This window comes from Anaerococcus rubeinfantis, from assembly GCF_001487145.1.
In the GTDB taxonomy this organism is placed as follows: Bacteria; Bacillota; Clostridia; order Tissierellales; family Peptoniphilaceae; genus Anaerococcus; species Anaerococcus rubeinfantis.
On record NZ_LN913016.1, the window covers coordinates 1,435,176 to 1,449,506 of the forward strand.

The 14,331-nt window shown below is 31.1% G+C and carries 12 protein-coding genes and 1 riboswitch; all 12 genes read right to left on the reverse strand.

The window, feature by feature from the left end:
- Window positions 1–10: 10 nt before the first annotated feature.
- The gene (locus tag BN3265_RS07820) at window positions 11–538 is read right to left on the reverse strand and encodes a cysteine hydrolase family protein (protein ID WP_058991018.1); all 528 of its coding nucleotides are present in this window, start codon (window positions 536–538) and stop codon (window positions 11–13) included.
- A 245-nt stretch (window positions 539–783) separates the two neighbouring features.
- Window positions 784–1,842 (reverse strand): enoyl-CoA hydratase/isomerase family protein, encoded by a 1,059-nt coding sequence (locus tag BN3265_RS07825; protein ID WP_058991019.1) that lies wholly within the window; start codon window positions 1,840–1,842, stop codon window positions 784–786.
- 73 nt (window positions 1,843–1,915) lie between these two features.
- Entirely contained in the window at window positions 1,916–2,731 is an 816-nt protein-coding gene (locus BN3265_RS07830; RefSeq protein WP_058991020.1) for a MurR/RpiR family transcriptional regulator, read from the reverse strand.
- Between the two features lie 9 nt (window positions 2,732–2,740).
- A complete protein-coding gene (locus tag BN3265_RS07835; RefSeq protein ID WP_058991021.1) occupies window positions 2,741–3,637 on the reverse strand; it encodes an ROK family protein in 897 nt (298 codons plus the stop codon).
- 56 nt (window positions 3,638–3,693) lie between these two features.
- Window positions 3,694–4,143 carry a NanQ anomerase/TabA/YiaL family protein gene (locus tag BN3265_RS07840; protein WP_058991022.1) on the reverse strand — a complete coding sequence of 150 codons (450 nt, stop codon included), beginning with the start codon at window positions 4,141–4,143 and terminating at the stop codon, window positions 3,694–3,696.
- 8 nt (window positions 4,144–4,151) lie between these two features.
- Window positions 4,152–5,663 (reverse strand): sodium:solute symporter family protein, encoded by a 1,512-nt coding sequence (locus BN3265_RS07845; RefSeq protein WP_058991023.1) that lies wholly within the window; start codon window positions 5,661–5,663, stop codon window positions 4,152–4,154.
- A gap of 10 nt (window positions 5,664–5,673) precedes the next feature.
- Entirely contained in the window at window positions 5,674–6,594 is a 921-nt protein-coding gene (locus BN3265_RS07850; RefSeq protein WP_058991024.1) for a dihydrodipicolinate synthase family protein, read from the reverse strand.
- Between the two features lie 29 nt (window positions 6,595–6,623).
- Window positions 6,624–7,328: an N-acetylmannosamine-6-phosphate 2-epimerase gene (locus tag BN3265_RS07855; RefSeq protein WP_058991025.1), complete on the reverse strand. Its 705-nt coding sequence runs from the start codon at window positions 7,326–7,328 to the stop codon at window positions 6,624–6,626.
- A gap of 494 nt (window positions 7,329–7,822) precedes the next feature.
- A complete protein-coding gene (locus BN3265_RS07860; protein WP_058991026.1) occupies window positions 7,823–9,163 on the reverse strand; it encodes a sodium-dependent transporter in 1,341 nt (446 codons plus the stop codon).
- A 59-nt stretch (window positions 9,164–9,222) separates the two neighbouring features.
- On the reverse strand, window positions 9,223–10,866 hold the full coding sequence (locus BN3265_RS07865) for a tryptophanase (RefSeq protein WP_058991027.1): 1,644 nt from the start codon (window positions 10,864–10,866) through the stop codon (window positions 9,223–9,225).
- A gap of 465 nt (window positions 10,867–11,331) precedes the next feature.
- The gene (locus tag BN3265_RS07870) at window positions 11,332–12,606 is read right to left on the reverse strand and encodes an amidohydrolase family protein (RefSeq protein WP_058991028.1); all 1,275 of its coding nucleotides are present in this window, start codon (window positions 12,604–12,606) and stop codon (window positions 11,332–11,334) included.
- Window positions 12,607–12,614: 8 nt separating this feature from the next.
- Window positions 12,615–14,036 (reverse strand): NCS2 family permease, encoded by a 1,422-nt coding sequence (locus BN3265_RS07875; RefSeq protein WP_058991029.1) that lies wholly within the window; start codon window positions 14,034–14,036, stop codon window positions 12,615–12,617.
- Window positions 14,037–14,095: 59 nt separating this feature from the next.
- A riboswitch (purine riboswitch) is annotated at window positions 14,096–14,193 on the reverse strand.
- Between the last annotated feature and the right edge of the window lie 138 nt (window positions 14,194–14,331).

The window sequence follows — 14,331 nt, forward strand, 5'->3', positions numbered from 1 at the left end:
TAAATCTCTATTAATTTTGTTTTTCTTTTGAATCAATAATATTCACCTGACAAGATTTCATAGCGTCTAGGGCTGTTTTGTGATTTTTTTCGTTTGTTCCCTTGCACAAATCTTCTATGACTGAAACTTCTGTATCCAAAAGGGCATTTTTTATTAAAATTGCATTTGATAGGACACAAATATCGGTGCAAATTCCTACCATATAGATATTTTCGATTTTTTCTTTTTGATTTAATTTTTCTAAATATCCTACAAGTTCGTAGGAACCAAAAGATGGTTTGTCAATTACTTTGTGATTTTTTGTATCAATTCTTACTTGCCAGCCTTTGGAATTTTTTATGCAGTGTTCTACTGGAAGGTGTTCTCCTTCTAGTGTTTTTAGATAGGATTTGTCGTGGGTGTCTCTGGTAAAAATAACCTCTCCATTGAAATTTTCAACTAATTTTTCAATGGGTTTAACTATTTTTTCATTTCCATCGTTTCCCAAGGCCCCGTCAATAAAATCATTTTGTAAGTCAATTACTAATAATACGTCCATTTTTTTCTCCCTTTTTTTAATTTATTGAATTTTATTAAATTAGGATAATTTAAAATTATCTCAGAGCGTAGACAAAGTCAGTTTAATAATTTATTAATAATTTAAAAATAAAATCATGCTAAAACCCATCTCGACTAAGTGAGTGAAACGAACGCATGGAGAGATCTCATGAGATTTCTCGACTCACTACGTTCGCTCGAAATGGGTGAAAATTTAGTTTGTCAACAGTCTGGAATAATTTAAAATTATCTATCTCTGTACATTTTTTCAATTCCAAGTAATTCTTTTACCTTTTCATCTGGGACTTGGTCTACGGATTTTTCCTTCCAATTTGCATCTTCTTTATCAATTATTAAAGACCTTATCCCTTCTTCCATCAAGCCTTTTTTTCTTGAATATTTTAAAATTTTTAAATCAAGGTCAAAGACTTCATCTTGGCTTAAGTTTTTGCAGACAAAATATTTTTCAAATTGAACTTTTAGCATGAAAGGAGATTTTTCATACAAATTTTCCAAAGTATTTTTTGTAAATTCGTCCTTTTCCTTGTTTTTTTCAAGAGTTTCAAAAATTTCTTCTATTGAGGATTTGGAAAAATATTTTTCAATTTTTCCTAAATTTTTAGAAATTTTAGAATTTTCTTTTGGATTTTTGAATTTTTCGCTTTCTTTTCTAAATTCTTTTATTAATTTTTCTCCCTCATATTTTTTTGAAAGGTCAAATAAAATATTTAAAAGCTCATCGTAGTCTTCTGATTTTATATATAAGTCTATCAAATCATAATTTATAAGATCAGTTGATCCTAGGCTTTCTCCACAAAGTCCAAGGTATTGACTAAGAGCTTGGGGTAGTTTTGAAATGTGTTTGCATACTCCAACGTCTGGAACGAAGCCAAGTCTTGTTTCTGGCATGGCCCAATTTACGCTTTCGTCTGCAATTATAAAATCAGAATTTATGCTAAGACCAATTCCTCCTCCCATAACTATTCCAAAATAATGGCTAAGAACTGGTTTTTTGTAATTTTTTACGAATTTATCAAGGATAAATTCTTCTTCATAAAACTCATCCTTATTTTGGCAAGACTCGTTTAAAAGATAATCATTATAAATTTCTTTTAAATCTCCGCCCGAACAAAATCCTTTTTGGCAAAGTGAATCAAACAAAACCGCCTTTATTTTGTCATCATCTTCCCATTTTTTGAGGATTTTTTCTATATCTTTAACCATTTCTAAATTTAAGGCATTTATAACATCTTCTTTGTCTAAATAAATTATTCCTATATTTTCTATTATTTTTTCTTTAATCATTTTAATCACCTATATTTAGGATATTTTAAAAGTAGAAATTGTCAAGAAATTTGACCGATAAATATTTTATAAATTATTCCGTCCCTAAAGCTTTTAGGGTGTCGCCGTGAAGTTTTTCTTTGGTGTTTTTATCTTCTTTTACAAAATACGAATATAAAATATCAACCATTACTGAAATTGGAAATTGTGGACTTATGGCATTACCGTAGTTTAAATGTTTTAAGGATGGAACAAGTATTACTTCGTCGCAATAATCCTTGTACAAATCTCTATTTTGAGAAGTAATTAGGATTGTTTTTGCGTTTTTGTTGTAGGCTTGGGATAAAAATAGCAAAACTTCGCTTGTATTTCCGCTTATACTCAAACCAAAAATCAAGGAATTTTCATCGTGAAAGGCACCTCTCATTTTCATTTGATCAGAATCTGTAATGGAGTCTATGTTTACTCCTATTCTCATAAACCTTAATTCCATCTCATTTGCAGCAAGTCCTGATGAGCCTTTCCCACAAGCAACAACTCGGTGGGCCTTGTTTATATAATTTATTATTCTTTTTATTTGGTTTTCATCTATAAGGCTATAAGTTTTGTTTAAAAGTTCTTGGTAAGTGTTTAAAACTTGGCTAACATTTCCATTTATATCTTCTTTTTTTTCTACAAAATCTTGCCCATATTGGTAGACAAATTCTCTATATCCTCGAAATCCACATTTTTGTGCAAATCTTGAAAGGGAGGCTTGGGATACAAATAGTTTTTCTGCTATGGATTTGCTTGAAAAATCATCTCTTTTATTGTTGTAAATAAAAAAATCCGCTATATTTTTTTCTACTTCTGTAAAATTTTCATAATTTGATTCTACTATTTCTACAACAGATTTATTGTAATACTCCAAAATAATCCCCTACTTTTCTTCTATTTCCCTAAAATTATAGTAGGCTCCAAGCATGCCTGCAGAATTTTTGTGTTTGGCAAATTTTAGGCTGATATTTTTGTAAAATCTTTCTTGCAAATATTTGGATAATTTTTCTTCAATTTTTTCTTTCAAATATTCTTCTTGAGCCATTATTCCCCCTCCCAAAACCACAGTATCAGGATTTAACATATAGGATAAATTTGCTATACCAAGACCCAAAACATCGCACATCTCATCAATTGCTCTTATACAAATTTCATCGCCTTTTTTTGCATTTTCAAAAACTTTTTTTCCATTCCACAAAGATAAATCTTGGTTTTTTTCTCTTGCAACCTTTTCTACCAAAGTTTTTGCAGAACCAAGCTTTTCAAATTCATCATCTCTAATGTTCATGTAGCCTACTTCAAAAGCTGACCCATTTGCCCCATGGATTATTTTTCCATCAATTATTCCACATCCACCAATTCCTGTTCCAATTGTAAGAGTAAGGCAAACTTTACTATCTTTTCCTGCTCCAGATTTATATTCAGCAAAACCCGCACAATTTACATCATTTTCTACCTGACAAGGCAAGGAAAATTTTTCTTCAATGGTATTTTTAAAATTAATTCCAATATAATTTGGAATAAGGTCTGATGCATGATAAATTGATCCTTTTTTTGTATCAACCACGCCTGCTGTTGAAATACAAACTCCCATGATTTGGTCATTTTGATTTTCTTTTACAAAATTTCCAACTATTTTTATAACCTCATTTAAGATATGGTCTCCGCCTTTTTGGGCATTTGTATCGATTTCATTCTTTTCCAAAATATTTGCATCACAATCGATAAGTCCATATTTTATGGCAGTTCCACCTATATCTATGCTTATATATTTTTTCATAATATCTCCTTAAAAAAATAAGAGGCAAATGCTCATCACACTGCCTCTATTATATCCTATAATTTGATCTTAAAAATTGCTTTTTTAATTTTTTGTGGATCTTTAACTTTTACGGCTGTCATATGACCATCATTTGGATAGCAAATTAGAAAATCTCCCTCATTTAAAATTACTGATGAATTTTTTTCACCTTCCATCGCTTGATAATCATCTTCTTTTTTATATGGGCCCAAGTCCATATTACCTATAAAGTTTAAATCAATTTGTTCAATTCCATCAAGCATAAGGTGAAGGTCAAGGTAATCTTTGTGAGCTTCCCAAAATCTATTTTCAGGATTTGTAGTTTCATATTCTACTATATTTACAAAAAGATCATCTCCCTTTATAGGATGACTTCCCTTTTCCATTTTTTTCATATCATTGTTTTTATAAAACTCAAAACAATCTTTTATTTGATCACTTAAATAATCAAATTCTTCTAAATTTTTTATATTTCCAAATATCATCTTTACCCCTAATTTTGATTATAAATTGTTGTGTTTTTTGGTAATACAGTTTCTTTACCCTTAACTTTATTGTAAATTGCTGATCCAATAAGTCCAACTACTAAAGAAACTAATATTGATATAATTGAGTATGACCAGAAAGATATTTTTGCTGGATCTACGAAATATTTTATATAAATCATAACTCCACTTGCAGCGATAAAGGCAAGTGTTGCTCCAAATTTATTTGCTGTTTTTGTAAATGCTCCAAGGATAAATGTTCCTACAAGTATTCCCAAAACAAGACCCATAAATCCATTAAACCATTCGTAGGCAGATTTTATATCTCCATTTGCCAAAATCATTGAAACAATTATTGCAAAAATTCCTACTACTAATGAAACTCTTTGACCAATTTTTGTTTGTTTTTCAAAGCTTAAATCTTTTTTCAAGCTTGATTGAATATCTAAAGCCCAACTTGATGCAACTGAATTTAATCCTGTTGAAAGAGTTGATTGACTTGCTGCATAAATTGCTGCAAGTAATATTCCTGTAAATCCTACTGGAAGCTCAAAAGCTATCCATGATGCGAAAATTTGGTCTTGTTGAGCTGCTGGTGGTAAAGGATTGCCTTGAACTTTATAAAATACGAAAAGTCCTGTTCCTATAAGATAAAATACTGTTGCAATAAAAATTGATAGACAACCGTTTGTTATCATCATTTTATTTAATTTTTTTGTATCAGTTGTAGTTGTAAATCTTTGTACAATATCTTGACTTGAAACATAAGATCCTATTGTATTTAAGCCTGCTCCAATTATTAGTAAAAATATTGAATCCCTAAATATATTTGCATCAAATATTGGTTCGTTTACTGCTAAAAATTTGTGATTTGTGAAAAGTTCACTTGCAACTGCCCCAAATCCGCCATTAATATTTGCCATTAAATAAAACAATCCAAAAGTTACACCAATAAGTAAAACTGAACCTTGGATAAAATCTGTCCACAAAACTGATTTAAGTCCACCAGTATAGGAATAAATAATTGCTATAACTCCCATGATTATAATTAAAATATTTACATTTATACCCATAAGTTTGGATAAAACCATACATGGAAGATACATTATAATTGACATTCTACCAACTTGGTAAATTATAAACATTACTGCCCCAAGAATTCTTAGGCCCTTGCTGTCAAATCTTAATTCTAGGTAATGATAAGCTGTATCTATATCAAGTTTACTATAAATTGGTAGGAAAAATTTTATAGTAAAAGGAATTGCTACAAGCATTCCAAGTTGTGCAAACCACATAATCCAAGTTCCTGCATAAGAATTTCCTGCAAGAGATAAAAATGAAATCGGACTAAGAAGTGTTGCAAAAATAGAAACTGAAGTTACCCACCAAGGTACTGTTCCATCACCCTTAAAATATTCTTTGCCCTTCATTTCTTTTTTAGAGAAATGAAGGCCTGCAAATAATACTGCTGCTAAATATACAATTAAAATTGCTAAATCAATTTTTGTAAAACCTTGCATTTTTTTCACCTTAACCTAAATATTTATTTTTTGCATCATTTATCATCTTAGCAGCTTCTTTTACAATTTCCATATCAGAATCAATCAAGTTTTCAAGAGGTTTTCTAACTCCACCAATATCTAAATCTTCATTAATTCTTAATATTTCTTTTATTACTGCATACATATTTCCGTGAGCTGAGCACATTTTATAAATTATTGCATCAACAGCATATTGGATTTCGCGAGCCTTATCTAAATCTTTATTTTTTAGACATTCATCCATTTTTAAAATTAATTCTGGCATTACACCATATGTTCCACCGATTGCTCCTTCAGCTCCAATAAGTCTACCAGAAATAAATTGTTCATCTGGACCGTTGAAAATTATATAATCATCTCCGGCATTTTGTCTAAACATTTGAATATCTTGAACTGGCATTGAAGAATTTTTAACACCAATTACATTAGGATTTTTTCTCATTTCACTAAATAAGGACTCTGTTAAAGCAACCCCTGCAAGTTGTGGAATATTGTAAATTACAAAATCAGTATTTGGTGCAGCAGAAGAAATATCATTCCAATAAGATGCTATAGAATATTCTGGAAGTCTAAAATATATTGGAGGTATAGCTGCAATTGCATCAACGCCCAAACTTTCAGCATGAGCTGCAAGTTCCATAGAATCTTTTGTATTGTTGCAAGCTACGTGAGCTATAACAGTAAGCTTACCCTTAGCTTCCTTCATTACATTTTCAAGAACAATTTTTTTATCCTCAACACTTTGGTAAATACATTCTCCAGAAGAACCATTAACATAAACACCCTTAACACCTTTACTAATATGGTATTTTGTAAGTTCTCTTACCCTTTCAGGACTAATTTCTCCATTTTCATCATAGCATGCATAAAATGCTGGAATAACTCCCTTATATTTGTCTAAATTTCTCATAATTTTCCCTTTCTTTTATTAAATATTTTTTATTTTTCTAATTCATCAATTTTACTAGCAAAATTTTTAGTAATAACTTGTGGTCTTGTAATAATTGATCCAACAACAACACTATAAGCACCAAGTTCCAAAACTCTTTTTGCTTTTTCAGGTGTATTAATATTTCCTTCAGCTATTACTTTATTCTTTACATTTTTTATAATTTTTCTAAGAATCTCGAAATCATTTTCATCGATTTTATCATTTTTAGATTGGTCAGTATATCCAACCAAGGTAGTTCCAATAAAATCAAATCCAAGCCTATCTGCATTTATAGCTTCATCAATAGTAGAACAATCAGCCATAAACAATTTATTTGGATACTTTTCCTTAACTTTTTTGAAAAATTCATCAATTGTAATGTTTCCAGGTCTTAAATCACTTGTAGCATCCATGGCAATAATATCAGCCCCACAAGAAACAAGTTCATCAACCTCATCCATAGTTGGTGTAATATAGACTTTAGAATCCTCAAAATCTTTTTTCACAATACCTATAATAGGTAAGTCAACTTCTTTTTGTATTTCTTTAATATCTTCACTGGTATTAGCTCTAATACCTTTTGCTCCACCTTCTTTAGCAGCTTTTGCCATTCTTCCCATAATAAAAGATGAATGCAAAGGCTCATCAGGCAAAGCTTGACAAGATACTATTAATTTATTTTCAATAGCACTTACATTAACTTTATCAGCCATAAAAACCTCCTTGATGATTAAAGTATATTCCATCTTAAATTTATTTTCAAGAATTTGCTTTATTTTGAAATTACTTTCAGATAAATAAAATAAAAAAATCATTTTCCCGTTTTCCAATAAAAATTTAAATCTTTATAAGAAAGTACTTTCATTAATTTTTTATTATTTAAAATTAATTACTAGAAAAATAATTAGAAAATAAAAAAAGCAGGATAAATTCTGCTCAGACTGCCAACAAAATAAAAATTCACCTATTTTGACCGAGTGCAACGAGCGGAGAAATCTCATAGGATCTCTCCATGCGTTCGTTTCACTCACTTAGTCGAGATGGGTTTTATCGTAATTTTATTTTTAAATTATTAATGAATTATTAAACTGACTTTGTCTACGCTCTGAAGCAGGATAAATACTGCTTTTAAAATTTTTTATATTTTTTCATAAAAAAATAAGCTTATCAAATTAATTAATAATTCGATAAGCTTATTATTATTTTATCAGCCTATTCCTCCAAGAACTGCTCCGGCGATTAAGGCTATTATTGCTGCTCCTACGTAAACGTATTTTGAAAGTGGATAATACCAAGATCCGATTGGTTTTTTTGCACCTTCGTTTACAGCTTTTAGTGAGAAATCTTTTCCTGCAACCCATAAAAGCATTATTGCTGCTAATGCTGCTCCAAGTGGGCAGATATAAATTGAAATTACATCCATCCATTGTGAAACTATTGGTTGAATTAATATTGCAATAACACAGCCAAATATATGGATTATTAGGGTTGATTTTTTTCTTGAAAAATTAAATTTTTCTTGTAAATATGCTACTGATGATTCATATAAATTTATTATTGAACTTATTCCTGCAAATAATACGCAAACATAAAATATTATGCTTACTATTCTGCCGCCAGGCATTCCGTTTAATACATTTACTAAATAAATAAACATTAAGCCAGGACCGCCTGTATCTAGGGCTGTATTTGCTGTAGCCATAGCTGGAATTATTACAAATGCTGCCATCAAGGCTGCTATTGTATCAAAAACTGCTACGTTTCTTGCAGATGTTATCAAGTTTTCTTTTTTTGATAAATAAGAACCATAAATTACAGTTCCTGATCCTGCTACTGAAAGTGAGAAAAATGCTTGTCCAAAAGCATATATCCAAACTTTTGGATTTTTTATTAACTCATTATCAATTGTAAATATATATTTATATCCTTTTTCTGAGCCTGGTATTGTTGTAATATAAATTGCAAGACCTACAAAAAGAATAAATAGAGCTGGCATCATAATTTTATTTGATTTTTCAATTCCGTTTGAAACTCCAAGTATCATAATTACACAGCTTACTACTATTGCAACTACAATCCAAAGATTTGCTCCCATTGCTGTTGCTGTTTCAGAAAACGTTTTTCCAATTAGGTCCATATCTTGACCCATTCCACTAAGTTCTCCTGAAAAAGCCATGAAAGTATATTTAAATATCCAAGCCATTACGCAAGTATAACCTATTGCAAGAGCAAGAGATCCAGCTACAGGTATTACTCCTAGTCCTTCTCCGATTTTTTTATTTCCATATTTTAATTCAGTACATTTACCAAAAGCTCTTACTGTTCCAGATTCTGTTGAACGTCCAAGAGCCATTTCTGTTATTACTCCTGTTGTAGCTATCAAAACTACAAATATAAAATAAGGAATCAAAAATGTCATTCCACCATATTGAGAAACAAGGATAGGAAATCTCCAAATATTTCCCATTCCAACTGCAGATCCTATACAAGCAAGGATAAAACCCCACTTAGACTGAAAACCGTCTCTGTTTGATATTTTATTTTCCATAACATACTCCCTAATATTATGAATTTAGCAGAATCCCAAATGGGATTCTGCTAAAAATTTTATTTTTCTTCTTCACTTGGTTCATATGGTTCTAGGAATGCGTGGAAGTGACGCATTGGTAGATTATGACCTTTAACAATTTTAATATTAGGTATTGTTGATCTATCTTCGTACAATGCTTTAACTGCTGCTATTACATAGTCCATATGTTCTTTGCTAAGTTGACTTCTATTAACTGCAAATCTAACTACGTTAGCTACTTCTTTTTGTTGTTCTGGTGTTTTTAGATCGTATTCCATTGAATAGTTTCCAAGCTCAGCTGTTCTTATTCCATATCTTCTGATTAATTCAACTGAGAAACCTTGGCCTGCAAAAGTTTCTGGAGCTCTCTTGTTATCAAAGAATTCATCCATGTTAATATAAACACCGTGTCCACCTGCTGGAAGTACTACACCCTTGATTCCTGCTTTATAGAATCCTTGAGCTAAATATTCACATTGTTTAACACGTGCATCTAGATATTCAAATTTTGATGCTTCATAAAGACCTGCAGCTAGTGCCATAATATCTCTACCACTCATTCCACCATATGAGTCATTTCCATATGATGAAATTTGTTTTACTTTAAGTAGGATACCTACGTCAGTTTTAACTGATCCATCTTCATTAAAGTCTGAGAATTTCTTCCAGAATAATCCCTTATCTCTAAATGCTAAAACTCCACCCATGTTTGCGTGGCCATCTTTTTTAAGAGATGCTGTAAATCCATCACAATATGAGAACATTTCTTGAGCTATTTCGTTTATAGACTTATCTTCGTATCCTTCTTCATTTACTTTGATGAAATAAGCATTTTCTGCCCATCTAGCTGCATCAAACATGTAAGGAATATCGTATTTATGAGCAATTCTTGAACATTCTCTCAAGTTTGCCATAGATACTGGTTGTCCACAAACTGTATTGTTTGTTATTGTTGTATAAACTAATGGTACATTTTCTGGTCCTAGTTTTGTAATTAACTCTTCTAGTTTTTCTGTATCCATATTTCCTTTGAAAGGATTCTTTTCGTATTTACCACCTTCTGGAACTTCCCACAATAATTCTTTATTGTAAAGGTTTCTTGGAATTGATCCCATTTGTTTGATATTACCTTCTGTTGTATCAAAGTGTCCGTTTGATGGAATTGTATAAGTTTTTCCTGGTTCTCTACTATTTAATATATTTTTTACAAGTTCGAATAATACTGATTCAGCTGCACGACCTTGTTGGATGATAAATGTGTTTGGTCTTTCCATTTGAGCAGATCCACCATTGAAAAGTCCGCCTTCATATTCACATAAATAAACTTCATCCATCATTTTTTCTACGTCTTCGCAATCAGTTCTTACAAGGTCTATTACTCTTTTTTGGTCATTTCCTCTTTCAAATACATCTCTAAATGCATCTAAAAGCACATAATATCCCTTGTTTCTACCATAAGATTCGTCTCCCAAAAACATTGCAGACCATTGAACATCTGTCATTGCAGTTGTACCTGAATCTGAAAGCATGTCGATTGTAAGCATGCCTGCTGGGAATGCAAATTCGTTGTAGTGAGTTGCTTTTAATGCTCTTTCTCTTTGTTCAATTGTTACGTTTGGAATATTTTTTGTTACATAAGTGTAAGAATGTGGTGTAGGTACATTCAATTGATACTTTTTCATTTTAATGCCTCCATATAATTAGCTACGTTAATAGTTATAAGTTAAACTGTACAGAGGAACCCCGGTCATTAATTCCAAAAAATTAACTAGCGGACAGTATCCAAATTGAGAACCCCGGTTATCAAAAATGATTGTAGATTAGTGGTTAAATTTTGAAATTTCCCACATATCAAAAATAAATTGATGAGCGGTCAGCACTCCGAAAAATTCTAGAATTATCTATGAAATAGTTTACATTACTTATTAATTTTTGTCAAGAATAAGTTTTGACTTATATTTATCTCAAGATACTTACCTTAACAATTAAAAATATTTATAGAAGAATAATTTCTTTGAAAACGTATGTAATCTTTTTAATGATTTTGTAAAATTTGAGATAAAAAAAGCGGATGCTTGATTTTTTTCTTGCATCCACTTTTCTTAAATTTTCTTTTTATATTTTAATGAAAAAATCCATTTTTACTATTAAAATATTTTTTCACCTCTTACAAATTTTGAAATTATATCCTCATCTTTTGAAAGATATACTATCCTTTCAAGTCTTTGTTTTAAGTTAAATTTGTCTTCTTCTAATAATTTTTCATCGTCGATTATTATTGCATCAAATTCGTATCCTTTTTCAAATGATCCGACTTTTCCAAAAAATTCTCCTCCGCCTAAAGTTCCCATATAAAATGCTTCTTCAAGGCTTAAAGGTTTTATTTTTTCGTCTAATAATCTGTATCTTAATTTTGAAACTTTTATGGCATCTGCCATTGCCTTAAATATTGATGCGTGAGTTCCACCTGCTACATCTGAACCAAGTCCAATTTTTTGTCCTTCTCTTAGGTATTTTCCTGCTGGGGCAATTCCTGATGTAAGGTTGGTGTTTGAATCTGGGCAGTGGGCTATGAAAACTCCGTTTTCTTTTATCAAATCTTGTTCGTCTTCATTTGAATATACACAATGAGCCATTACCGTCTTATTATTTTTGCCAAATAAATCAAAAATATTGTAAGCATCTCCATAAAATTTAGCCTTAGGAACTAATTCTTTGACCCATTCTATCTCTCCCAAATTTTCTGATAAGTGGGATTGGATAGGAAGATTGTACTGGTCTTTTATTTTTCTCAATTTTTCAAGCAATTCATCACTACATGATGGGATAAATCTTGGTGTTAAAATCGGATAGGTGTTTTTGTATTTTCCTTTAATGGATTCAAGCCAATCAAGAGTGGCTTTTTCTGATTCCCTCGCATCCTTTTCTTCAAGATCTACTCCACCATTTCTGTCCATATTCACTTTTCCGACAAAAGAAACCATTTTTGATTTTTCCATCAAATCCATCAAAATTATTGTGGATTTCACGTGAAGACTTGAAAAAATCACATGTCTTGTATTTGGTCCATATTTTAAATAATCTACAAATCTTTGGTAGGATTTTTTTGCATAATTTTCGTCTTTAAATTTTGCTTCACTTGGAAAGGTGTAGGTATTTAGCCAATCCAACAATTCCAAATCCATACCCATGCCCCTAAAGTTATATTGAGGGGCGTGGATGTGAAGATCAACAAGTCCTGGAGAGATTATTTTATCTCCAAAATCTATTACTTCTATGTCCTTATATTTTTCATCTAACTTTTCAAAAACTCCCATTGATTTTCCATCTTGGCAAATCAAATAAGAATTTTCACAAAAATTTATTTCGTTTTGATTTTTACTATAAATTATATTTCCTTTTAGGGCAAAAGTTCTTGTCATATTTCCACCTATCCTAAAGTTATAAAGGCATACCTAAAGACAAAAGTTAGGGCAATGATAAGGGTAAGTGGTTTGATTTGATCTTTTTGTCCTGTGAAAAATTTTACCACACAATAGGTGATTAAACCTAGGGCAATACCATTTGCTATTGAATATGTAAATGGCATAAAAACTATTGTACAAAATGCTGGTAGGGCGTTTGACACGTCTTCAAAATCTATATCTTTTACTCCAGAAAGCATCAATACTCCTACAAAAATTAGGGCTGGTGCTGTTGCTTGAGCTGGTATTATTGAAATTACTGGCACAAATATTATTGAAAGTAAAAATAATATTGCTGTTGTTAAACTTGTAAGTCCTGTTCTTCCGCCTTCTGCAATTCCTGCTGATGATTCTACTACTGTTGTAACTGTACTTGTTCCAACCAAAGCGCCGGCAGCTGTAGAAATAGCATCACTCATTAGGGCCTTTTTCAAATTAATTACTTCACCATTTTCATCAACAAGACCGGATTGTTTTGCTGCTGCAAGCAAGGTTCCGAGAGAGTCAAACATATTTACAAGGGAGAAACTTAAAACAAGCATGGTCACTGTAAAGATTGATGACCACAGATTTTCTCCTGCAAAAAGTCCTGCAAAATCTAGGTTAAAAAATGAAACTTCAAAAAAGTCATTAACTTGTGAACTTAAATTTAAACTTAAATTTGAAACATGGGTTAAGCCCATTGGTATTCCCAAAAGTGTTGAGGCCAAAATTGAAATTAAAATAGCCCCTTTTACTTTTTTGTGGGTTAAAATTGCTATAAGGGAAAGTCCTATAAGTGAAAGAAGTGCTCCCATAACAAGTTCTACATTTGCATCAGGACCTCTCCATTTTGCAAAATCAACAAGAGCAACCAAAGTCGCCTCGTTTCCTACAACAAGTCCTGCGTTTTTCAAACCAATTATGGTAATAAACAAACCAATTCCAGGCGTCATTGCAAGTTTTATAGAATCAGGAATTGCACGAATTATTGCCTCCCTTATTCCAAGGGCTGTTATTACAATAAATAATATTCCTGAAATAAAAACGATTACAAGAGCTTGAGAATAAGAATATCCCATTCCAAGCATAGTGGTATAAGCAAAAAATGCACTTAGGCCCATGCCGGGAGCTTGGGCAAAAGGAAGTTTTGCATAAAAAGCAACTAAAATTGTACCAATAAAGGCACCGAGACAAGTTCCTATAAATACACCGTTTGAAATTTTTTGAGCCATTTGGCTATCTCCCATAATTTCAAATGGAGTTGATAGAACTTGAGGGTTAATTATCAACACATATGCAATAGTGATAAAAGTTGTGATTCCAGCGATAATTTCAGTTTTTACATTAGTATTATTTTCATCAAGATGAAAAAACCTATTTAGAAAACCATTTGTTTTTGAGTCCATAAGGATCCTCCTTCATAATTTTTTTCTAATTTTAATAGTTATAGTTATTTTAAGATTAACTATCAACCTTTAAAAGCCATAGCTACTTATTTACGGTAAGTGGTAGAAACTCTCAACCAAATTATGAGAATATATCGCTTTTAGTCAAAACCTATCATTTGTCGACAATTAAGATAACGTTTTCTGTATTATACTACATACAACATTTCTTTGTCAATATCAAATTAGTGAAATAAAGGAATATTTTGATAAATTTTTCTGAAACTTTTTGAAAATTTTGGAAAATAAAAATTAA

Bases quoted from the DNA above. Each gene is read 5' to 3' on its own strand.
- BN3265_RS07820 (WP_058991018.1), bottom strand. From the start codon at position 538: ATGGACGTATTATTAGTAATTGACTTACAAAATGATTTTATTGACGGG.
- BN3265_RS07825 (WP_058991019.1), bottom strand. From the start codon at position 1,842: ATGATTAAAGAAAAAATAATAGAAAATATAGGAATAATTTATTTAGAC.
- BN3265_RS07835 (WP_058991021.1), bottom strand. From the start codon at position 3,637: ATGAAAAAATATATAAGCATAGATATAGGTGGAACTGCCATAAAATAT.
- BN3265_RS07840 (WP_058991022.1), bottom strand. From the start codon at position 4,143: ATGATATTTGGAAATATAAAAAATTTAGAAGAATTTGATTATTTAAGT.
- BN3265_RS07845 (WP_058991023.1), bottom strand. From the start codon at position 5,663: ATGCAAGGTTTTACAAAAATTGATTTAGCAATTTTAATTGTATATTTA.
- BN3265_RS07850 (WP_058991024.1), bottom strand. From the start codon at position 6,594: ATGAGAAATTTAGACAAATATAAGGGAGTTATTCCAGCATTTTATGCA.
- BN3265_RS07855 (WP_058991025.1), bottom strand. From the start codon at position 7,328: ATGGCTGATAAAGTTAATGTAAGTGCTATTGAAAATAAATTAATAGTA.
- BN3265_RS07860 (WP_058991026.1), bottom strand. From the start codon at position 9,163: ATGGAAAATAAAATATCAAACAGAGACGGTTTTCAGTCTAAGTGGGGT.
- BN3265_RS07865 (WP_058991027.1), bottom strand. From the start codon at position 10,866: ATGAAAAAGTATCAATTGAATGTACCTACACCACATTCTTACACTTAT.
- BN3265_RS07870 (WP_058991028.1), bottom strand. From the start codon at position 12,606: ATGACAAGAACTTTTGCCCTAAAAGGAAATATAATTTATAGTAAAAAT.
- BN3265_RS07875 (WP_058991029.1), bottom strand. From the start codon at position 14,036: ATGGACTCAAAAACAAATGGTTTTCTAAATAGGTTTTTTCATCTTGAT.